The sequence below is a fragment of the uncultured Roseobacter sp. genome (assembly GCF_947495275.1).
In the GTDB taxonomy this organism is placed as follows: domain Bacteria; phylum Pseudomonadota; class Alphaproteobacteria; order Rhodobacterales; family Rhodobacteraceae; genus Roseobacter.
The window spans coordinates 98,608-118,407 of the sequence record NZ_CANLYL010000005.1; the positions used below are offsets into that span (position 1 = coordinate 98,608).

The following is a 19,800-nucleotide window of genomic DNA, read 5'->3' on the forward strand; positions in this document are numbered from 1 at the left end:
TTGCAGACGGTAACGTGTGGTTAACCTTTTTTGTTCACGGTTAATTCCGAGATAAACGTTCACCCGATGCGGAGAAAATCATGCGCGTACTGCTAGTGGAAGACGACCCCACGACCTCAAAAAGCATCGAACTGATGCTGACCCATGCAAATCTGAATGTCTATGCGACTGATCTGGGCGAGGAAGGTATCGATCTTGCCAAGCTGTACGATTACGATCTCATTCTTCTGGATCTCGATTTACCGGATATGAATGGGCATGAAGTGCTACGGCAGCTGCGGTTGTCGCGGATCGAGACACCTATTCTGATCCTTTCCGGGGCGGACGATACCGAGAACAAGATCAAGGGCTTCGGCTTTGGCGCAGACGATTATCTGACAAAGCCTTTCCACCGCGAAGAACTGGTCGCGCGCATCCATGCAATTATCCGCAGATCAAAAGGGCATTCGCAATCGGTCATTGATACAGGTCTGATTTCGGTCAACCTGGATGCCAAGACGGTGAGTGCCGACAATAAAGCCGTTCATTTGACGGGCAAAGAATATCAGATGCTCGAACTTCTTTCACTACGCAAAGGCACCACTCTGACCAAGGAGATGTTCCTGAACCACCTCTATGGCGGCATGGACGAGCCTGAGTTGAAGATTATCGACGTATTCATCTGCAAGCTGCGGAAAAAGCTGAGCAATGCAACCGGTGGCGAAAATTATATCGAGACAGTATGGGGCCGGGGCTACGTGTTGCGTGATCCGGAGCCCAATCAAGTGGACGATCCGCAGCGTCTCGCTGTCGGAGCCTGATAGTCACTCGTGGGTCTGGCGCAGGGGGCTGCGCCGGACCGCTTCCGCTTGACATCTTTATCATCTGGACCTGGCCTTTCGCTAAGCATATCTAAATGATGTGTGGCATTGAAAGGTCGGGTTTTGACAGTTCTCACAGATGTTGACGGTTTGGATGAGGCGGCGGCCGCGGCAGAATTGGCCGATCTGGCAGCTGCATTGGGGCAAGCAAATCACGCGTATCACACAAACGACAGCCCCGACATCACCGATGCTGAATATGACGCCCTCAAGAGGCGCAATGCCGCCATCGAGGCCCGGTTCCCGCATCTAAAGAGAGAAGACAGCCCGTCTGAAAAAGTTGGCGCCCCTGTTGCCGAGGGGTTCGGCAAGGTCACCCATGCGGTGGCTATGCTCTCTCTGTCAAACGCCTTTGACGATACAGATATCAACGAATTTGACGGACGTGTCCGAAAGTACCTGGGGTTGGGATCGGATGTGGCCGTTAACTATACGGCAGAGCCGAAAATTGATGGATTGTCGTTGTCGCTACGTTACGAAAAAGGGAGCCTGGTACAGGCCGCCACACGCGGCGATGGGGCTGTGGGCGAGAATGTCACGGCGAATGCGCTTACCATCGCGGATGTACCTGCCAAATTGGAGCAAGCACCGGAGCTTTTGGAGGTGCGCGGCGAAGTCTATATGTCTCACGCCGATTTTGAAGCATTGAACCGCCGCCAACTTGAAGCTGGTGCAAAAACATTTGCAAATCCACGCAACGCAGCAGCGGGATCGTTGCGGCAGTTGGATTCAGACATCACAAAATCTCGCCCGCTGCGCTTTTTTGCCTATGCATGGGGAGCTTTATCCGACCCTCTGGCGGATACTCAGATGGGCGCGATCGAACGGCTGCGCGCTCTTGGATTCTCGACCAACCCCCTGACCAGCCTTTGCGCAGGCCCCGCGGAACTTGTCGCGCATTATCGCACCATAGAAGAACAGCGCGCTACTTTGGGTTACGACATTGATGGCGTGGTCTACAAGGTGGACGATCTGGCATTGCAGGAACGGCTCGGGTTTCGTTCCACGACACCGAGGTGGGCCATTGCCCATAAGTTCCCGGCAGAACTGGCCTGGACACGACTGGAATCCATCGACATTCAGGTGGGCCGGACCGGCGCACTGTCACCGGTCGCGCGCCTGATGCCCGTGACAGTTGGCGGCGTCACGGTTTCCAACGCCACGCTGCACAATGAAGACTACATTGCGGGCAGGGACAGCAAGGGCCAGACCATTCGGGACGGCAAGGACATTCGCGTAGGCGACTGGGTGCAGGTTTATCGCGCCGGCGATGTCATCCCCAAGGTTGCGGATGTTGATCTCAAAAAAAGGCCATCCGATGCGGCGCCCTACGTGTTCCCTGAAACTTGCCCTGAATGCGACAGTCTGGCCGTTCGCGAGCCAGGTGATGCTGTTAGAAGGTGTACGGGCGGGCTTATTTGCCCTGCGCAGGCCGTTGAGAAATTGAAACATTTCGTCTCACGCGCGGCCTTTGATATCGAGGGGTTGGGGGCCAAGCAAGTTGAACAATTCTATGCGGACACGTGGATAAAGGAACCTGCCGATATTTTCTTCCTGCGCCAGCGGTTCGGTTCTGGTCTCCAGCAACTTAAAAACCGGGAAGGCTGGGGGGAGAAATCGGCCAACAATCTGTTTGATGCCATTGATGAAAAGCGGACGATTTCGCTGTCGCGCCTGATCTTTTCGTTGGGGATTCGGCATGTGGGTGAAGCTGCCTCCAACATGATCGCGCGGCACTATGGTTCTTGGGAGCGTTTTGATGCTGCCATGCAATCGGTTGGCGAAAGCGGCAGCTCCGCATGGGAGGATCTCATCGGTATTGACGGTGTCGGTGACGTCATGGCGCAGTCTCTTACGCAAACATTTACGCAGCAGGCGGAACGCGCGTCAATTGATCGCCTGGTCGCCGAGCTTTCCATTCAACCCGTTGAAAGACCGACAACGGCGGGTAGTCCGGTGGCTGGCAAAACTGTTGTCTTCACGGGGACGCTCGAAAAAATGACGCGGGCTGAGGCCAAGGCGCGCGCCGAACGTCTGGGCGCAAAGGTATCTGGATCAGTTTCGTCCAAAACTGACCTCGTGATCGCCGGGCCGGGTGCTGGATCGAAGGCAAAAAAAGCCGCAGAGCTAGGTATTGACGTGATAGATGAGGATAGCTGGCTTGCCTTGATAGCGCCAAAATGAGCGGGCGGCCGGAAATTCTCTTTCCCTTGTTTGCCGGTTTGCAGACGCTCGAAGGGATCGGTCCAAAGACCGCGCAAAATATGCGGGCTCTGGGTGTTGAAGCGCCGCGCGACCTGCTTTTTACGCTTCCTCAATCCGGCATTGACCGGCGTCGGCGCGACAGTATCGAGGGCGCCATTCTGCCGGGTGTAATAACCGTGTTGGTTACCATTGGCCATCATCACCCTCCCAGAACCAAGGGTGGCGCCTACCGGATTCAGGTCGCCGATCAGCAGGCAACGTTCCAACTGGTTTTTTTCCATGCACGCGGCGATTATTGGCAAAGAACATTGCCGGAAGGCAGTCGCCGTCTGGTTTCGGGAAAGATCGAAGTGTTTGATGGGATCGCACAGATGGTGCACCCCGATCACATCGCGACCGAAGAAGACGCTGCATCGATACCCGATTTTGAGCCAGTATATCCGCTGACCGCAGGGGTGACGCAAAAGGTGATGTACAAGGCGACCGAGAAGTCACTTGCCTTGGTGCCCGCTTTTCCGGAGTGGATTGATCCCGCGCAATTGTCTCGGGCCGGATGGCCGGATTTTACACGCGCAGTAGCTGCCGCGCACAGACCCGCGCGCCAGGATGATTTGCTGATAACGGCGCCAGCCCGCGAAAGATTGGCCTATGATGAACTCATGGCCCATCAACTGACGCTCGCGCTGGCGCGGGCAAGGGCCCGTCGCAAACCGGGACGTGAGACAAGGGGTGATGCTCACTTGCAATCGCGCGTCCTCGCGGCGTTGCCGTATCGTCCAACGAGCGCTCAAGAGCGGGTTATTTCGGAGATCAACGACGATATGGCCTCTGAGGCGCGTATGAATCGTCTGCTGCAGGGGGATGTTGGCGCGGGCAAAACCCTGGTCGCCTTCATGGCCATGTTGCGCGCGGTTGAGGCCGGCGGGCAGGGGGTGTTGATGGCGCCCACCGAAATACTGGCCCGACAACATCATGAAAGCCTGCAACCGCTGGCAGAACAGGCAGGTATTGTTCTGGAGGTCCTAACGGGGCGAGATAAGGGCAAGGAGCGAGAGGTCAAGCTCAAGGCCCTGGCGCAGGGGGATGTGCAAATCCTTGTCGGCACCCATGCGGTTTTTCAGGCCGATGTTGCGTTTTGTGACCTTAGACTGGCAATCGTGGATGAACAGCACCGCTTCGGCGTACGCCAACGGTTGGAGCTGGGCCGCAAGGGACAGGCGGTGGATGTTTTGGTGATGACGGCCACCCCCATCCCACGGTCTTTGTCGCTTGCCCAATACGGCGATATGGATGTCTCGATTCTCGACGAGAAACCGCCCGGTCGGAAACCGATCCAAACCGCGCTCATCAGCACCGAACGTATGGACGAAATTGTTGAAAGGCTCCGTGCCGCAATCTCGTCCGGGCGGCAATGTTATTGGGTTTGTCCTCTGGTCGAAGAGAGCGAGGTCGTGGATCTGACAGCGGCTGAAGCCCGTTTCAAACACCTTCGCGCGACTTTGGGAGAGGATATCGTCAGTCTCGTGCATGGGCAGATGCCCGTTGCGGAGAAAGACGCAGCGATGGCGCGTTTTCAAGCGGGCGAGAGCAAGGTCCTTGTCGCAACGACGGTCATCGAGGTCGGTGTCAACGTCCCCAATGCCACCATCATGGTCATTGAGCGCGCGGAAACATTCGGGTTGGCGCAGCTTCACCAGTTACGTGGGCGGGTGGGGCGCGGCGACGCGGCGTCTACCTGCCTTTTGGTCTATCAGCAGCCACTGTCTGAAAATGGACGACGACGTTTGGAGGTATTGCGTGAAACGGAAGATGGTTTTGCCATCTCTGAAACGGATTTGCGCATGCGCGGCGCCGGTGACTTGATCGGGACGGCGCAGTCGGGTGTGCCGCGTTTCAAGGTGGCCGATCTGGAACGTCAGGCTGGCCTCATGGCCATTGCCCAAAGTGATGCGCGCCTTTTACTGAACGAGGATCCGACGCTAGAGACGGAACGGGGTAGGGCTGCACGCTTGCTCCTGTGGTTGATGCGACAAGAAGAAGCGATCCGTTTGATTTCAGTTGGTTAGCTCCGTAATCCAATTTTGTTCGCAAATGTTCTAATTAAGTTCTTTACAGAGGGTTAAAAAAATGAGAACAAAGGGGCAACAAACGCGGAGGATCACATGTCATTGTTTCTGCAGATCAAAGCGATCGCATCTCGGTCACAACAGACGTTGCTTCAGGATGTTGCTGGTGCAATGGCCCTGTTCGTGATGCTGGTCGTCGGGCTGCATCTTCCGTCGTTTGTCTGATTTCTGCCTGCGATCTCGCGCCGGCGCTTTGCACCAGTATTCTCCCCAATCTGGTCGTTAAGACGAACTCTGCCTGTTCTGGTCTTTTCAGGGTTCAGCCCTGCCGCAAAGCCTCGGGTCCCACGTGAGAGACGCTATACCTGACGCCGCCGTTCTTTCCAGAACGTGCGGCGTTTTTTTTCACGATACCAACGGTGGCTTGTGCAAAGGGTCAGAAAGTATACGCAAGCCGCAGCCCGCCCCAGTGTTTGCCTTGAACAAAGATGGGTGCCGAGAGGTCCTTCATCATTTTGAAATCACCACCGCCCATATCCCGGCGATAGACCTGCAATAGGAAAGGTTCGGTACTGCGCCCCGCCTTCAAGCCGACGCGGTCGTCGAAAATGCGCCTGTTTCGACAATTGGCCATGTTCCAGGTCGGATCGTCGCTCTGTGGATGGGAAAATTTGCGGTTGTGCGTGGGCAGATATCCATTCGTATCAACAGCGGCGCAGAACACCACCTTGGGATCCATTTCCAGAACCGATTCCTGAAGCGGTGGCAATATCTTGTCAAAAACTCTGGTGGATTCGGTCAGAAACTGTTCGGGATTGCTGCCGGGAATGGGTTGGTAAGTTTGATCAAACAGCCGCGATAGCGTGATCTCTCCCGTCTCTACGGCAACTTCAAGCTGCCGCGTCAATTCACGTGCCGCGCCCTGAACGCGCTGGATGAACGGGGTGTCGACAGAGCTGCCACCCAATAATGCGGTCGACTGGACAATGGTTTCGGAGGTGTCGATGAGACACAGGATGCGTTGATGCGTCGTCTCGATCCCGGTTGTGGTGCTTTTGACGGCACGTTCGATCCCGGCAAGCGCCGGTGTAAAATCGTCCATTGCGATCTGTACGCGTTCGGCTTGCTCGGAAATTCGCTTTGCCTGTTTATCGGCCGATGTGATCGACGCCTCCATCCGGGTCAAGGCCGTATCGGTCCCCCCGGCGTTCTCTAGAACATCCGCAGCCTGGGTCGCGATATCTGTTGCCTCTTTGCCCAAATCGGTGATCCAGGCGGTCAGTCGCTCGATGTTGTTGGAAATCTCCACCGCGGCGTCGCGCGTTTTCTGCGACAACTCATTGATGGCATCAGCCACGATCGCAAAACCGCGTCCGGCGTCTCCCGCGCGAGCGGCCTCTATTTTTGCGTTGATCGCCAGTGTGTTAACTTGCGTAGCGATACCCGCAATTTGCTGATTGTTGGATTTTACGTCGCGCAACGTATCACTTACCGTTTCGGTTCGATCTGACAGATTCTGAACCCATCCGGCAACGTTGCGCGTCTTTTCTCCGGTCGTGCGCATCAATGCCGCGGAGGCTTCCACATCACGCGCCGTTTCACCGGTGTTCTGCGCCATGGTCTCCACGGCATTTCTGACGTCGGAGTTTGCCTGACCCATTTCGCTGGCGCGTTCGTCCAGAACCTTCAGGCTCTTGCGCTGCTCCCTTGCATGCTCTTCCACCAGATCAAGGAATCCTGCGATGTCCACGATCTCATACCCAAGGGCGGCCGCAGCTTTGGTTAGTCGGTCCGTGTGAACATCTTCCGTCAACTGTGGCTGAACAGTCATAACGCCCCGCGATAACAATCACCCCGACAATTGCCACGAATTTACTTAAAAATAGCTAATCTTTGGGGAATCAGGCGCAGTCCGCCTGAAGCGCCTGGGTCATGGCTTCGCAGGTCGCTTCGATGCTCAGCATGATGGAGGCGTGGCGGTTCTTGTAATCGCGCGCAGGCTCCAGAACCTCAAACCCTTCGAACGGGGCGGCGGGCAGGGGGCCGTTCTCCTTGAGCATGGCGCGCAATGCTTCCCGCGCAGTCTCCAGCTCTGACAGGTCGCGCCCGATAACCGCACCACCGGTGACGGCGGCGGCTGCCTGACCCAGGGCGCAGGCTTTCACATCCTGGGCAAACGCGCTGACTTTTCCGTTTTCGATGCTCAAATCGATCGTAACAGCCGACCCACAGAGCGGTGAGCGTTTCTTGACCGTCGCCATGGGCGTATCCAAACGGCCCAAATGCGGAATCTCCGCAGCCAACGCCAGAATACGGCCGGAGTAGAGTTTGATGAGGTCGTTGTCACCGGACATGAGGGGCCTTATGGGTTAGGCAAAAGTGTTAACACCTACATAATTGTTGACGCGAAATATGCAAAAGGGTTTTCGCAATGGCTCACGAGACTGTTTCCTTTGATCCGGGCACTTTGACCTACAATGAGGCGGGGCTTGTCCCGGCCATTGCGCAGGATGTGGCAAGTGGCGAGGTGCTGATGTTGGCCTGGATGAACGCCGAGAGCCTTGCGCGCACCCTGGAGACGCGTCGCGTGACCTATTGGAGCCGGTCACGGCAAGCGTTTTGGGTCAAGGGCGAAACCAGCGGCAATGTGCAGGAACTTGTCTCGCTACGGGTTGATTGTGATCGCGATTGCGTTTTGATGCAGGTGAAACAATCGGGGCCTGCCTGCCATACCGGTCGCCGAAGCTGTTTTTACACCGGCGTGGAAACCGGTGATGAAGTGGAACTTATGCGCCCCATGTAATGCAGGCGGGGTCAGGCAGCTGTGATCAGAGGTAAATTCACCATGCGCCTGATATCCTGCGGCGTGGCTCCTTCAGCGCGATATTTAGTCAGCGCGCGGGCGTCATCGCGTTTGGCCAGGCGTTTGCCTGCGTCATCGCGGATCAGTTCGTGATGATGGTAGCGCGGTGTCGGAAGCTTAAGAAGGCTCTGTAAAACCACGTGAATTTCTGTGGCCTCAAACAGATCCCGCCCGCGCACCACATCCGTTATGCCCTGTGCGGTATCGTCCAGAACGACCGACAGATGGTAAGACGTGCCCATATCGCGGCGCGCCAGCACGATGTCACCGATATTCCGGGCGATTTCAGCCGCGAAAAGAGCGATTTCGCCGCGTTGCCCGGTCGGACCTGTGCCGGTTTCCGCGAAACCGAGCCGCATCTGGCCGTCAGGTTGTGACGCTGCCAACGATGACACAGCCCCATCGACTGCCAAGCGCAATGTCCGGTCGCGCGGACGCTCTGTTGACGCGGAATACCGGAAACGGTTTTTCGAACGGCATGTTCCGGGGTAGATCAGCCCATCCGGTCCGGTCGGCAAGGCCCCTTCCTGCGGCGCGCTCAACGCTTCGGTGATGTCACGCCGACTGCAATCGCAGGGATAGAGCAGCCCGCGCGCCCACAACGCGTCCAGCGCATCGGCGTAGACGTCCATCCGGTCCGACTGGCGCATCACCGGTTGCGGCCAGTGCAGCCCCAGCCAGGTCAGATCGTCATGGATTTGCGCCTCCCACTCGGGGCGGGCGCGTGTGCGGTCAATATCTTCGATGCGCAGTAGGAATGTGCCGCCTTCGCGCTGCGCCATATCCCAGGCCAGCATCGCCGAATAAGCGTGACCAAGGTGCAGTGGCCCCGTTGGCGATGGGGCAAACCGGGTCGTGAATGTCACGCCTTTTCAAGCACGTAGACGTTTGAGCCAAGGTCAATGCCGGGCAGGTGAGGACCATGTTCGCGCAGCAAAAGCCGCGCCGCACCGCAATCCAACCATTCGTTGATGCGCGCTTCATTGGTCTTGTCTTCGAGCGCATGATCATTGAGCGACAGCACCAACAGGCCATCTCGTTTCAGCGCATGCAACAGGGTATCCAGCACCGATATCGGGGCGGCACCCGCACCAATAACGCCAATGGCAGCGATTGCGGCATAGGTGCCGGGTTTGAAGGCGAGAGGCGCGTCCGCATCAATCACCGTGAGATCGCGGTAGAGACGTTTTGCTTCCGCCTGCGCCAACATCTCTTCGGAAAGGTCCATGCCGTCGATTGTCTCAAACCCGGCCAGTTTCAATGCAAGCCCGGACAGGCCGGTACCGCAGCCGAAATCCAAAATTGGCGCAGTCTGATCCTTGGCGAATTTTGCCAGGGCTTCTGCGCATCGGGACGGGGTGATATAGCCGTTTTCGGCCACTTCAGCGTCGTAGCTGTCTGACCAGTCATCATAAAGGGCGCGTGTTTGTGCCGCATCGCGGGCGTCGTAAACTTTGTTCAGATATCCTTGGGTCATGCTGCAAGGATACCCTGATCCGTCAGGCGGCGTCCAGTGCAGCATTCCCCAGCCAGTTTTGCCAATCCAACTTGGCCCGGTCGGTATAGGCCTTGTAGCGGTCCTTGCGGCCCCGACGGCCCCCTTTGAGCCCCTCGACCGGTGGAAACAGTCCGAAATTGACATTCATGGGCTGGAAGGTCTTGGCCTCCGCCCCGCCGGCAATATGGGTGATCAGCGCGCCCGTGGCGGTGGTGTCGGGCGGGGTATCAAGATGTGTTCCCAACATCTCATGCGCGGCCAGCCTCCCGGCCAATAGCCCCATGGCAGCGGATTCAACATATCCTTCGACCCCGGTGATCTGACCGGCAAACCGGATGTTGGGCCGCGACCGCAACCGCATCTGCCCGTCCAGCAGCGTCGGTGAATTGAGAAACGTGTTGCGGTGGATGCCGCCCAAACGGGCGAAACTGGCTTGTTCCAGCCCGGGAATGCGTTTGAAAACATCCGTTTGCGCGCCGTATTTCATCTTGGTCTGAAAGCCCACCATATTGTAGAGCGTGCCCAGTTTGTTATCCCGGCGCAATTGCACGACCGCATAGGGCTTCTCGTCAGGGGTATGCGGGTTTGTCAGCCCCACGGGTTTCATCGGGCCAAACCGCAGCGTTTCGCGACCGCGCTCCGCCATCACTTCAATGGGCAGACAGCCATCAAAATAACCTGCGGTTTCGCCTTCGTGGAACTCCGTCTTGTCGGCGGCCAGCAGCGCGTCGATGAAAGCCTCGTACTGGTCTTTGTCCATCGGGCAGTTGAGGTATGCGGTGCGTTCTTCTTCGGTGTCACCCTTGTCATAACGCGACTGCATCCAGGCCTTGGACATGTCGATGCTGTCAAAATAGACGATGGGGGCAATGGCGTCGAAAAACGCCAGCGCTTCGGCCCCGGTCTCCTGCGCAATGGCCTGTCCCAGCGCACCGGAGGTCAGCGGGCCTGTGGCAATGATCCACTGTCCGTCGCCCGGTAATGCAGTGATTTCGCCATAATCCACGCGGATGTTCGGATGCGCCAGCAAGGCATCCGTGACCGATTGCGCGAAAGGGTCGCGGTCCACCGCCAGCGCCCCACCTGCGGGCAGACGGTGCCGGTCCGCCGTTTGCATGATCAACCCGTTGGCCTGACGCATTTCCCAATGCAGCAACCCCACGGCGTTTTGCTCACTGTCGTCCGAGCGGAAGGAATTGGAACAGACCATTTCCCCCAAAAGCCCGGTCTGATGCGCGAAGGTGCCAACCTGCGGGCGCATTTCGTGCAGAACGACGTTGATGCCCATATGTGCGGCCTGCCAGGCAGCTTCCGATCCGGCCATGCCGCCGCCAACGATATGAAGTTCTTGTGTCATGGGCTGTCATCTATGCCAGCGCGCGGGGTCGCACAACCAAAAGCCATGAAATTCGCGGGCAAACTGATTTTTTGGAAGAGGCGTTTTTGGGGTCGCCGCTGCGGGAATGTCGGACCAGCGAGAGACTGGCTTGGAGGGACCTTCCGCTGGCAGCGACCCAAAAATCATCAAGGCGTTTCACCCGTGCCCCGTCTTTGCCATGTTCCTGCCCAAATTGAAATACCGCAGGTAGAAACTCTTCATACCAGAATTGGAAACAATCCAGTGATGCGCATAGAAATGTTCGAACAGCGCGCGCGGTCGCTTGCTCTTGACCAGTAAATCGCCCAACTCTGTGAAAACGCAGCAAGAAGGGGCAGGGAATGGGCATCAAAATGACCGCGGCGGAGCTCAACGCCTTTCTCGATCAGGTTTTTGAGCAGGTGGCCGATGATTTCCTGGTGGAACATGTGGCCCCGGATGAACTGACCGTGCGGTTGCTGGTCAGTGACAAGCACATTCGCCCCGGCGGCACCATTTCGGGCCCGTCGATGTTTTCGCTCGCCGATGTCGGGGCCTATCTGATGACGCTGGCGGTGATCGGCCCGCAGGAACTGGCCGTAACCACCAATTGTTCCATTGATTTCATGCGCAAACCGGCCGCAGGCGTTGATCTGATTGCTCGCGTCCGGTTGCTGAAACTGGGCAGGCAGCTTTCGGTCAGCGATGTGCTGATCTATTCCGAAGGCCAGGGCAAACCCGTGGCCCGTGCCAGCCTGACCTATGCGATCCCGCCGCGTTCCGCATAGAACGCGGCGGCTTGCAGGGTGTCAGGCGCGGCCCAGCCGTTCCCGAACGTCTGCGGCGAAATCCTCGTAGCGGCGCAGGGATTTGACATCAACCTGTACGTGATGCCCCATCCTTTGCATGATCGGCAGATCAAACAGGATGCGGTCGAGGTCATCGGGACTGGCCACATCGACAATGGCCAGCACCTTGCGCTCCCCCACCACTTTCCACAGGTCTTTCACAACCCCGGCGGATTTGGCCCCCAAAGCGGCCTCCGCCTCTTCGGCCCAGACCCCAAGCAGGCCCTGCTGTTGCATGCTGGCGTCATATTCAACGGTGAAATCCAGACGGTAGAGCATCTGTCACCTCCCGCTGATGGCCGACCCGAGGGCGGGAAAACGCATGATGCTAAACTCGCCCTTGGTCGCATCCGCGCCGCCGTTCAGTACCGGAGAGCGGTGCAATTCGTTGATGGTGACATAAACATAGCCGTCCACGCCCATGGCGAACCCGTCCGGCCAGGACATGTTGTCCTGTTGGTAGAGGATCTTGTAGCTGCCGTCGGCCTGCGTGACCCCCACGGCGTCATCGGTGATCGAGGTGATGTAGACATTGCCCGCCGCATCCACGGTCGAGCCGTCAGAGATCGGCTTGTCACCATAGCGCTCGACCCGCGCGGCCAGGTCCGCATCCGACAAGGAGGTATCGAGCAGATCGGTGGTGCGCACCCGGTACATCGCGCTGGCCGTCATCGGGGCGAAATAGACCCATGTGTTGGTCGGATCAATCGTGATCGGATTTGCGCCGATCTTTGCGGGCGCGCCGCCAAGGGTCACCACATTGCCGTCAATCACCATCTCGGTGTCTTCCGGCACGGTGAAGGCGGAGGCCTCCAGTACCCGGCGGGCGCGACCCGTTTCCAGATCCAGAACGATCAGCGCCGTGGTTTCGGCATTGGCCGTGTCGGTGATGTAGATCGCGCCATGTTCGCGGTCCACGGCCAGATCGTTGAGAAAGCTTGTCTCACGCGTTGCCGGTTGACCCAGATAGTAGATACGGTGGAGCTTTTCGGTCCGCGTGTTCCAGCCGATAATGCGCCCGGTCTGACCGGCACCCTGTCCGTCCAGCATCCACAATATGCCATCGCGGTCCGCGCGCAGCCCCAGAACGCCGTTCAGCCCCGGGCCGTCCTCGACAGGTCTGTTCGCCCAATCGGCATTTGGATAGGGCGCGGTGCTGCCATCCGGCAGGACTTCGACAACGCGCAAATCATGGCCGTAAAATTCATGCACGCTCATGAACATGCGCCCATCCGGTCCAATGGCCAGATTGCCCGGCGGGGTGCCTGCGTCAAATGTGGCAAAGGTTTCAATTTCGGCAACGGCTGTGGTGCCGAGCGCTGTGCAGAGCAGGGCTGCGGCGAAAAGTGACTTGGACATATATACCTCCCTCAAGTCGTCAAAACGGTGTGAGCCCCCTTTATCATTCGGGATTTATGCGGATAATCCGGTCAATCCTGAAACCATCGTTAGAAAAATTCGAATGTACGCCATTGAAGACCTGCAAACCTTTATTCAGATCGCCGGGCGCGGCGGCATCACCGCTGCGGCGCGCGCGCAGGGCATTTCGCCCGCCACAGTCAGTCACCGGCTGGCCAAGCTGGAAAAACATCTGGGCGTGACCCTGTTTCATCGCAGCAGCCGCACGGTGTCGCTGAGCGTTGAGGGGCGGGCCTTTCATGACCGGGTGGAACGTATTCTGGATGATCTGGCCAATGCCGAAATGGACATCGGCAGCCATGGCGGCGCGCTCAGAGGGCATCTGCGCGTGACCATGGCCCCGTGGATTCTGGCGCGTTTCATATTGCCCCATCTGCACAGCCTGCGCGCGCGGCACCCAGAACTCTCCTTCGAATTCCTCGCCGTGGACCGCTATGTCAACCTTGTGGAGGAACGGCAGGATTGTGCGATCAGGGTTGGTGTGTTGTCTGACAGCAGTTTCATTTCCAAAAAGCTCACCGACAACCATCGGATCTTATGTGCGGCACCATCTTATCTTGAACGCCACAGCGAGCCCACATCGGTCCATGCGCTTGTCGATCATCACTGCATTTGTTTGCCCTGGCAGACCGATTGGGGGTTGGGAGGGCACATGCCGCGCAATCAGGTGATGGTTTCCAATTCTGACAGCTTGACAGATGCCGCCGCCCACGGCCTGGGCATTGTTGTGAAATCACGTCTGGCTGTCATGCGGGAGCTGGAAGCGGGAGAACTTGTTGAAATTCTGCCTGGCAGCCTGCCTGCGGCCCACGCGCCGATTTCGTCGCTGCGCGCCCCCAACCTGAAGGATTCTCGAAAGGTGGATGCGTTTGTGACCTTTGTATCGCGGTGCTTTGGCCGCTAGGGAGGCGTTCGCAGAGGTTTGGGAGTAAAAAAACGGCCGGGATTAACCCGGCCGTGAGGAAGAGGTCTGGAGCGTACCGGGGAACGTTACGCGCGCCAGAACACCTTGGCAGCCTCAATGCGAGCCTGCCGCGGTGTCACACCCACGTCATCCAGCTGCCAAAGCGTCAGCTGTTGCAGCGCACGTCTCGTGCGGCGCCGTGTGGCCCATTTGGACACGCAGACAGCAAACTCAACCGCGACGATGGCCAGGGTTGGCATCGACTTGACCTCATTCAGATAGGCCATTGTTTCGGGCGAAGGTGTCAGAGCGTGTGCCATGGGAATCTCCTAAATTGTATTGACACAATATAGCATGATAGCTATGCTTTATTGATACGATTAGTAGTACAAAGATGCTAGGAAAATATTGTAATGGGTACAATTTGGCACCCCGAACTGAATTCCGGTGATGGGCCTAAGTACAAAGCGGTCGTCGCTTCCATTCGTAATGGCATTGAGACCGGTACATTGAAGGTGGGAGACAAGCTGCCACCGGTCCGCGAATTGGCCTGGCAGCTCAATATCACGCCCGGAACCGTGGCGCGGGCCTATACAATTCTTACGGATGAGGGGGCGCTTCAGGCTGAGGTTGGACGGGGTACTTTTGTTGCGCGTCCATCCAAGACAGAGATTTCTGACGCGCCGCTCGAAGTCGACGTGATCCCGCATAATGCCGAGGAAGACGGCGATGTCTATAATATCAACCTGTTCTCTCCACATCTTCCTTGCGTTGGTCAGGATAAGCTGGTGCGTCATCTCATGACCAAGGTGGCGCAGGACCCGCCTTCCGGCGTGATGCATTACCCCAGCCGCGATAGCGCCCGTGCGACCCGGCAAGCGGTTGTGAGGTGGTTGGAAGGCACGCCACTTGGTCCATTACGGGAAAAGGACGTTGTTTTATGTCACGGCGGGCAGAACGGGATATCGCTGATCCTGCAGTCCATTCTTGAAGGCCGCAAACCCACGGTGCTGATCGAGGAACTGGCCTATCCGGGCTTTCGCCGCGCCGCGGAGATGTTGCGTGCCGATGTCGTGCCGGTGGCGATGGACGAAGACGGTATCCTGCCCGACGCGCTTGAAGCCGCGGCCAAGGCGCATGACGTTCAGGTCCTGTGCACTTCGCCCGAAGTTCATAACCCGACCGGGGGTTTCACGCCCGTTGCGCGACGCGAGGAGATCGCGCGGGTGGCGCGCCGACATGATTTCCAGATCGTTGAGGATGATTGCTACCGGATGGGGGTCAACCGGGCACCGTCCTACCGGATGCTGGCACCGGGGCGGGGCTGGTATGTTTCTTCTATCGCCAAGACCATCACACCGTCGCTGCGCTTTGGCTTTGCGATCGCGCCGGAAGGGAAATCCACGGTTTTACGGCGCACTGCTGAGCACGGGTTCTTTGGTCTGGCGACGCCCCTCAGTGACATCTGTGCGGACCTATTGGTGCACCCACAGATTGACGACCTCACCGAAGAGACGCGCAAGGCCTTCAACCGCTACGTTCAAAGCGCCGTCAATATCCTTGGAGGGTACGATCTGAGGTGGCGACCGGATGTTCCGTTCTTATGGTTGCGTTTGCCTCTGGGGTGGCGGGCAGGGGCTTTTTGTCAGGCGGCGGAGGCTGAGGGGGTCAAGATCCGCTCTTCGGAGGAATTTGTATGCCGCGAGGCCCGCGCGCCCCATGCGGTGCGCATGGCCGTGAATGCAGGTGTGTCTCTGAAGAGCTTTGAAGCGGCGATGATGCGGCTGCGCGGGCTTCTCGACAGCGCGCCTGAGCAGATCAACGTTTAAGCTGCAGGTGGTCGACCTGACATGATGCAGAGCGATATGGGGGTGTGGATTCCCACCGAAGTCATTGGGGTATTATTATACCTATATTATAATGCGCTGTTTTTCAACAATTATAAGGCGCACATTCGCCTTGACGTGCCCTTTGCGTGCTTTATAACGCCCCAATCGAATTCGGGTGCGCGTGATGTTATCCGCACCCTTCACCTCAAACGGGGAACCGTCCATGAAAACCTTTTCTGCAACACCCGCAGATATCGACAAGAAATGGATCCTGATCGACGCCGAGGGCGTTGTTCTGGGCCGTCTTGCCTCGATCATCGCGCAACGTCTGCGCGGCAAACACAAAGCTTCCTTCACGCCGCACATGGATATGGGCGACAACGTCATTGTCATCAACGCGGATAAGATCCAGCTCACCGGCAAGAAGCGTGAAGAGCATCACTACTGGCACACAGGCCATCCCGGTGGCATCAAATCCCGCACCAAAGAGCAGATCCTGACAGGTGCGCATCCGGAGCGTATTGTGACACTTGCCGTCAAGCGCATGCTGCCCGGCAACCGCCTGAGCCGTCAGATCATGACCAACCTGCGGGTCTATGCAGGCGGCGATCACCCACATGAGGCGCAAAGCCCCGAAGTTCTGGATGTCAAATCCATGAACAGCAAAAATACCCGGAGTGCATGAGCATGGCTGAAGAAATCAACACACTTGAAGATCTGGCCGAAGTTGCTGGCATCGAAGCCACTCCCGAAGTCGTCGAAACGCCGCGTGAGCCGGTACGCGACGATCTGGGGCGGTCTTATGCAACCGGCAAGCGCAAAGACGCGATTGCCCGCGTCTGGATCAAACCCGGTTCTGGCAAAGTGACCGTTAATGGCAAAGAGCAGAACATCTACTTCGCACGCCCTGTGTTGCAGATGATCCTGGCCCAGCCTTTCTCGGTTTCCGGAACAGAAGGTCAGTTTGATGTGGTTGCCACGGTCAAGGGCGGTGGATTGTCCGGTCAGGCCGGTGCGGTCAAGCACGGCATCTCCAAGGCGCTGCAACTTTACGACCCGTCCCTGCGTGGTGCGCTGAAGGCTGCTGGTTTCCTGACCCGCGACAGCCGCGTCGTTGAGCGCAAGAAATACGGTAAAGCCAAAGCGCGTAAGAGCTTCCAGTTCTCCAAGCGCTAAGCTATCACCTTACGTTTTCAAAAGGCCGTTCCTTGGGAGCGGCCTTTTTCGTGCAACAGATAGAGATAAGTTGCGGCGCGTTAACCCCTCACCTGTCTCAGAGGGGTATGCCTGCGTAAAAGGCGTGAATTTCAGCGGGAATCCGCATATCATTCGCCAAAGGGACGTAATCGGGGTCTTTTTCCCCTTTATTTTGGTACGGTTGGCAGGAATTACTCGGTAGTTATATGGTCCTCAGAACATTCATAGCCTTTGACAATGCAAGTCTGATCGTCACTTCGAGCGCCAATGGTGGGCTCGTGGGTAACGGCATAATCAACAATTCCGACACGCCCAATGGCACCGTGTTTGAGTATTCGAGCACATTCGGCACAGAAATCGAACTGGACGATACAGGTGGCGGGGCGGGCAGGTTCAATGACGACCAGCCCAACAATCACATTATTACGGACGGTGGCGGGATCGTTGCCAATGGCACCCCGGTTGAATCAGAGAGCCTGATTATCCTGAGGGCGCTGGATGGCAACGGGAATCCGACCGGTCCGAACATCCAGCTCAATGTTTTCTCTCAAAACGGGGACTTCAGCGATATCTGGGGTTTTGCGACCACCGATCTGCTCCAGGATGGCACATCTTATGTAAAAATCGGCGGCTCGAATTTCGGGACGTCCAATTACAATAATTTTGTAACCTGTTTCGCAGCCGGAACGATGATTGGCACGTCGCAAGGCGAGGTGCGCGTTGAAGACATTGTGCCGGGGCAACTGATCTGGACCCGAGACAACGGTGAAATTCCGGTGCAATGGGTCGGCAGCACCGAGGTGGCCGGGCAGGACGCTTTTGCGCCGGTGGTGTTCGAAGCGGGCGCGATCGGCAATGACCGTCCGCTGACGGTTTCACAACAGCACCGCATCTGGGTCGAAAACCCGATGGCGGAGTTGCTATTCGGCAAGTCCGAGGTCCTTGTCGCGGCAAAGCATCTATGTGGTTTGCCCGGAGTTGCCGTTCAGCCCCAGGACCAGGTGAGCTACACGCATTTCATGTTCGACAGCCATCAGATTGTTCGATCAAACGGGGCGCTGACCGAGAGCTTTTTCCTTGCTGAGAATGCGGTTCGGACATTGGAAGCGGGACCACAGGCAGAACTCCGCGCCCTGTTCGCCGCCGCCGATACCGGAGGATTTGATCGATTTGGGGATACGGCTACAATCACCCTGACGGCACGTGAGGTGGAGGCTTTGAAACCTTACCTGTCTGCCTGACGGATCCCGGTCATTCGTCTGCCGATATCAAGCCCAACCCTCGCAGGTAAATCCCGATCCCGGTTTCTAGTAAATCATCTGCCGGGAACGGAGAGGCACGGCCAGGAGAATTCCGGGCAAAAAGCTCTACAACACCGTGGCTCAGCGCCCAGATATGGGCGGAAAACATCGAGGCAGGAGGGCGCTTGTCTTCGGGAATATGCTGGCTGAGGTCAGTTGCCGCCCGCTCCAAAACACCACTGGCGCGGTTCGCTGCTGCCGCCAGTTCGGGCGTCCGGTTCACTGAGATACCGCTTTCAAACATCGCGATATAATGGCCGGGATATTTGCGCGCGAAGGCCAGATAGGCCCGTCCTGTTGCGGAAAATGCCGCCAAAGCAGAGGGTTGGCCTTTTTCATAGGCGTATTCCATAAGATCGGCAAAAATCTCGTAGCCTTGCAACGCCGCTTCGGCAATCAGATCTTCGCGACCTTCAAAATGTCGATAGACGGCAGCCGGGGTAACTCCGGCTTGTTTGGCCGCCTCTGACAAGGTGAACCCCATCGGACCTTTGGCTTCGATCAATTGCAAAGCCGCTTCGATCAGCGCCTGCCGCAGATTGCCATGGTGATAGCCGCGTTTAGGCATGCCAGATGTCCGGTCCGCCACAAATTGACGGGTCGATCGGACCAATCGCCTTGGCATCCTTGCGCGCGTAATCGAGACCATGCAGCACCGTTCGGATCGCGTTCAGGCGCGCGCGCCGCTTGTCGTCCGACCGCACGACTGTCCAGGGGGCCACGTCACTTTGGCTGCGGGTCAAGGTTTCGCCGATGGCGTCCGAATAGCGATCCCAGCGGTTGAGCCCTTCAACATCAATCCAGCTCAGCTTCCATTGTTTGAGGGGGTCACTTTCGCGTTTCAGCATCCGCCGCAGCTGTTCAGCGCGTCCGACATTGAGCCAGAACTTGAAGAGATGAATACCTTCGTCGGCGATCATGCGTTCAAAGGGGAGCACCTGGGAGAAAAACTGCTCCCGCTGCTCTGGCGTGCAGAACTCGAACACGGATTCAACGACACCCCGATTGTACCAACTGCGATCAAAGAAGACCATCTCGCCAGCGGCGGGCAGATGCGACACATAGCGCTGAAAATACCATTGTGTGGCTTCGGTTTCGGTTGGTTTGGAAAGGGCAACGATGCGGGCACCTCTTGGATTAAGATTGGTGCGGAACCGACTGATTGTGCCCCCTTTTCCGGCACCATCGCGACCTTCGAACACAATCGCGATACGGGCGCCGCTCTCCTTGGACCAGGCTTGCAGTTTAACCAGTTCGATTTGCAGCGCATCGAGCTCTTTTTCGTAGAGCTTTCGCGACATCCGCGTCTCATGGGGATAGTCGCCCGTCAGGATGTCATCCTTATCCGCCTTTTCAATGGCTTGCCGAACGTCCGCTGGCGCGCCGGATTTGAAAAAAGTGCTAATGGCGCCGTCGAATGGCAGGTCCATGAAGGCCTCCGGGTAAGTGCTGT

Annotated in this window: 21 protein-coding genes; 11 read left to right on the forward strand and 10 right to left on the reverse strand. The window is 57.5% G+C overall.

Annotated features, from left to right (window positions below; all coding sequences use genetic code 11):
• Positions 1-80: 80 nt before the first annotated feature.
• The 4 genes from ctrA to Q0802_RS11510 all read left to right on the forward strand — a co-directional run bounded on the left by ctrA (position 81) and on the right by Q0802_RS11510 (position 5,356).
• On the forward strand, positions 81-800 hold the full coding sequence (ctrA, locus tag Q0802_RS11495) for a response regulator transcription factor CtrA (RefSeq protein WP_298918071.1): 720 nt from the start codon (positions 81-83) through the stop codon (positions 798-800).
• A gap of 123 nt (positions 801-923) precedes the next feature.
• Positions 924-3,044: an NAD-dependent DNA ligase LigA gene (gene ligA / locus Q0802_RS11500; RefSeq protein WP_298918074.1), complete on the forward strand. Its 2,121-nt coding sequence runs from the start codon at positions 924-926 to the stop codon at positions 3,042-3,044.
• Positions 3,041-5,131 carry an ATP-dependent DNA helicase RecG gene (gene recG / locus Q0802_RS11505; protein ID WP_298918077.1) on the forward strand — a complete coding sequence of 697 codons (2,091 nt, stop codon included), beginning with the start codon at positions 3,041-3,043 and terminating at the stop codon, positions 5,129-5,131. Before ligA ends, recG begins: the two co-directional genes overlap by 4 nt.
• A gap of 96 nt (positions 5,132-5,227) precedes the next feature.
• Positions 5,228-5,356 carry a hypothetical protein gene (locus tag Q0802_RS11510; RefSeq protein ID WP_298918484.1) on the forward strand — a complete coding sequence of 43 codons (129 nt, stop codon included), beginning with the start codon at positions 5,228-5,230 and terminating at the stop codon, positions 5,354-5,356.
• A 211-nt stretch (positions 5,357-5,567) separates the two neighbouring features.
• Here Q0802_RS11510 and Q0802_RS11515 read toward each other — a convergent pair whose 3' ends face one another.
• Complete coding sequence (locus Q0802_RS11515) at positions 5,568-6,962, reverse strand: methyl-accepting chemotaxis protein (RefSeq protein WP_298918080.1); 1,395 nt, start codon at positions 6,960-6,962, stop codon at positions 5,568-5,570.
• 70 nt (positions 6,963-7,032) lie between these two features.
• Positions 7,033-7,485: an iron-sulfur cluster assembly scaffold protein gene (locus Q0802_RS11520; RefSeq protein WP_298918083.1), complete on the reverse strand. Its 453-nt coding sequence runs from the start codon at positions 7,483-7,485 to the stop codon at positions 7,033-7,035.
• Between the two features lie 77 nt (positions 7,486-7,562).
• Here Q0802_RS11520 and hisI point away from each other — a divergent pair, with 77 nt between their 5' ends.
• The gene (gene hisI / locus Q0802_RS11525) at positions 7,563-7,934 is read left to right on the forward strand and encodes a phosphoribosyl-AMP cyclohydrolase (protein WP_298918086.1); all 372 of its coding nucleotides are present in this window, start codon (positions 7,563-7,565) and stop codon (positions 7,932-7,934) included.
• Positions 7,935-7,945: 11 nt separating this feature from the next.
• On the opposite strand, the gene gluQRS is transcribed toward hisI, so the two are convergent.
• The 3 genes from gluQRS to trmFO are packed head-to-tail and all read right to left on the reverse strand — an operon-like array spanning position 7,946 to position 10,849.
• Complete coding sequence (gluQRS, locus tag Q0802_RS11530; RefSeq protein WP_298918089.1) at positions 7,946-8,860, reverse strand: tRNA glutamyl-Q(34) synthetase GluQRS; 915 nt, start codon at positions 8,858-8,860, stop codon at positions 7,946-7,948.
• Complete coding sequence (locus Q0802_RS11535; protein WP_298918092.1) at positions 8,857-9,471, reverse strand: methyltransferase domain-containing protein; 615 nt, start codon at positions 9,469-9,471, stop codon at positions 8,857-8,859. The genes gluQRS and Q0802_RS11535 overlap by 4 nt, the downstream gene beginning before the upstream one ends.
• Before the next feature lie 22 nt (positions 9,472-9,493).
• Positions 9,494-10,849: a methylenetetrahydrofolate--tRNA-(uracil(54)-C(5))-methyltransferase (FADH(2)-oxidizing) TrmFO gene (gene trmFO / locus Q0802_RS11540; protein WP_298918095.1), complete on the reverse strand. Its 1,356-nt coding sequence runs from the start codon at positions 10,847-10,849 to the stop codon at positions 9,494-9,496.
• A 362-nt stretch (positions 10,850-11,211) separates the two neighbouring features.
• Between trmFO and Q0802_RS11545 the strand changes: the two genes are divergently transcribed.
• A complete protein-coding gene (locus tag Q0802_RS11545) occupies positions 11,212-11,637 on the forward strand; it encodes a PaaI family thioesterase (RefSeq protein WP_298918098.1) in 426 nt (141 codons plus the stop codon).
• 21 nt (positions 11,638-11,658) lie between these two features.
• Here Q0802_RS11545 and Q0802_RS11550 read toward each other — a convergent pair whose 3' ends face one another.
• Both Q0802_RS11550 and Q0802_RS11555 read right to left on the reverse strand, forming a co-directional pair.
• Positions 11,659-11,976 (reverse strand): muconolactone Delta-isomerase family protein, encoded by a 318-nt coding sequence (locus Q0802_RS11550; RefSeq protein ID WP_298918101.1) that lies wholly within the window; start codon positions 11,974-11,976, stop codon positions 11,659-11,661.
• 3 nt (positions 11,977-11,979) lie between these two features.
• Complete coding sequence (locus tag Q0802_RS11555; protein WP_298918105.1) at positions 11,980-13,056, reverse strand: L-dopachrome tautomerase-related protein; 1,077 nt, start codon at positions 13,054-13,056, stop codon at positions 11,980-11,982.
• Between the two features lie 103 nt (positions 13,057-13,159).
• Between Q0802_RS11555 and Q0802_RS11560 the strand changes: the two genes are divergently transcribed.
• Positions 13,160-14,020 carry a LysR family transcriptional regulator gene (locus Q0802_RS11560; RefSeq protein WP_298918108.1) on the forward strand — a complete coding sequence of 287 codons (861 nt, stop codon included), beginning with the start codon at positions 13,160-13,162 and terminating at the stop codon, positions 14,018-14,020.
• 86 nt (positions 14,021-14,106) lie between these two features.
• On the opposite strand, the gene Q0802_RS11565 is transcribed toward Q0802_RS11560, so the two are convergent.
• Complete coding sequence (locus Q0802_RS11565) at positions 14,107-14,340, reverse strand: DUF1127 domain-containing protein (protein WP_298918111.1); 234 nt, start codon at positions 14,338-14,340, stop codon at positions 14,107-14,109.
• A 93-nt stretch (positions 14,341-14,433) separates the two neighbouring features.
• Between Q0802_RS11565 and Q0802_RS11570 the strand changes: the two genes are divergently transcribed.
• The 4 genes from Q0802_RS11570 (at position 14,434) to Q0802_RS11585 (ending at position 18,287) form a co-directional block, all read left to right on the forward strand.
• Positions 14,434-15,849 carry a PLP-dependent aminotransferase family protein gene (locus Q0802_RS11570; RefSeq protein ID WP_298918114.1) on the forward strand — a complete coding sequence of 472 codons (1,416 nt, stop codon included), beginning with the start codon at positions 14,434-14,436 and terminating at the stop codon, positions 15,847-15,849.
• A gap of 223 nt (positions 15,850-16,072) precedes the next feature.
• A complete protein-coding gene (rplM, locus tag Q0802_RS11575; protein ID WP_298918117.1) occupies positions 16,073-16,534 on the forward strand; it encodes a 50S ribosomal protein L13 in 462 nt (153 codons plus the stop codon).
• A 2-nt stretch (positions 16,535-16,536) separates the two neighbouring features.
• On the forward strand, positions 16,537-17,025 hold the full coding sequence (gene rpsI / locus Q0802_RS11580) for a 30S ribosomal protein S9 (RefSeq protein ID WP_298918119.1): 489 nt from the start codon (positions 16,537-16,539) through the stop codon (positions 17,023-17,025).
• Between the two features lie 227 nt (positions 17,026-17,252).
• Positions 17,253-18,287 (forward strand): Hint domain-containing protein, encoded by a 1,035-nt coding sequence (locus tag Q0802_RS11585; protein ID WP_298918122.1) that lies wholly within the window; start codon positions 17,253-17,255, stop codon positions 18,285-18,287.
• A gap of 10 nt (positions 18,288-18,297) precedes the next feature.
• On the opposite strand, the gene Q0802_RS11590 is transcribed toward Q0802_RS11585, so the two are convergent.
• Entirely contained in the window at positions 18,298-18,915 is a 618-nt protein-coding gene (locus tag Q0802_RS11590; protein WP_298918125.1) for a TetR/AcrR family transcriptional regulator, read from the reverse strand.
• Positions 18,908-19,777: a polyphosphate kinase 2 gene (gene ppk2 / locus Q0802_RS11595; RefSeq protein ID WP_298918127.1), complete on the reverse strand. Its 870-nt coding sequence runs from the start codon at positions 19,775-19,777 to the stop codon at positions 18,908-18,910. The genes Q0802_RS11590 and ppk2 overlap by 8 nt, the downstream gene beginning before the upstream one ends.
• Positions 19,778-19,800 lie beyond the last annotated feature (23 nt).

Coding starts and splice junctions, on each gene's coding strand:
- ctrA (WP_298918071.1), top strand. CDS start 81: ATGCGCGTACTGCTAGTGGAAGACGACCCCACGACCTCAAAAAGCATC.
- recG (WP_298918077.1), top strand. CDS start 3,041: ATGAGCGGGCGGCCGGAAATTCTCTTTCCCTTGTTTGCCGGTTTGCAG.
- Q0802_RS11510 (WP_298918484.1), top strand. CDS start 5,228: ATGTCATTGTTTCTGCAGATCAAAGCGATCGCATCTCGGTCACAACAG.
- Q0802_RS11515 (WP_298918080.1), bottom strand. CDS start 6,962: ATGACTGTTCAGCCACAGTTGACGGAAGATGTTCACACGGACCGACTA.
- Q0802_RS11520 (WP_298918083.1), bottom strand. CDS start 7,485: ATGTCCGGTGACAACGACCTCATCAAACTCTACTCCGGCCGTATTCTG.
- hisI (WP_298918086.1), top strand. CDS start 7,563: ATGGCTCACGAGACTGTTTCCTTTGATCCGGGCACTTTGACCTACAAT.
- Q0802_RS11535 (WP_298918092.1), bottom strand. CDS start 9,471: ATGACCCAAGGATATCTGAACAAAGTTTACGACGCCCGCGATGCGGCA.
- trmFO (WP_298918095.1), bottom strand. CDS start 10,849: ATGACACAAGAACTTCATATCGTTGGCGGCGGCATGGCCGGATCGGAA.
- Q0802_RS11545 (WP_298918098.1), top strand. CDS start 11,212: ATGGGCATCAAAATGACCGCGGCGGAGCTCAACGCCTTTCTCGATCAG.
- Q0802_RS11550 (WP_298918101.1), bottom strand. CDS start 11,976: ATGCTCTACCGTCTGGATTTCACCGTTGAATATGACGCCAGCATGCAA.
- Q0802_RS11555 (WP_298918105.1), bottom strand. CDS start 13,056: ATGTCCAAGTCACTTTTCGCCGCAGCCCTGCTCTGCACAGCGCTCGGC.
- Q0802_RS11560 (WP_298918108.1), top strand. CDS start 13,160: ATGTACGCCATTGAAGACCTGCAAACCTTTATTCAGATCGCCGGGCGC.
- Q0802_RS11565 (WP_298918111.1), bottom strand. CDS start 14,340: ATGGCACACGCTCTGACACCTTCGCCCGAAACAATGGCCTATCTGAAT.
- Q0802_RS11570 (WP_298918114.1), top strand. CDS start 14,434: ATGGGTACAATTTGGCACCCCGAACTGAATTCCGGTGATGGGCCTAAG.
- rplM (WP_298918117.1), top strand. CDS start 16,073: ATGAAAACCTTTTCTGCAACACCCGCAGATATCGACAAGAAATGGATC.
- rpsI (WP_298918119.1), top strand. CDS start 16,537: ATGGCTGAAGAAATCAACACACTTGAAGATCTGGCCGAAGTTGCTGGC.
- Q0802_RS11585 (WP_298918122.1), top strand. CDS start 17,253: ATGGTCCTCAGAACATTCATAGCCTTTGACAATGCAAGTCTGATCGTC.
- Q0802_RS11590 (WP_298918125.1), bottom strand. CDS start 18,915: ATGCCTAAACGCGGCTATCACCATGGCAATCTGCGGCAGGCGCTGATC.
- ppk2 (WP_298918127.1), bottom strand. CDS start 19,777: ATGGACCTGCCATTCGACGGCGCCATTAGCACTTTTTTCAAATCCGGC.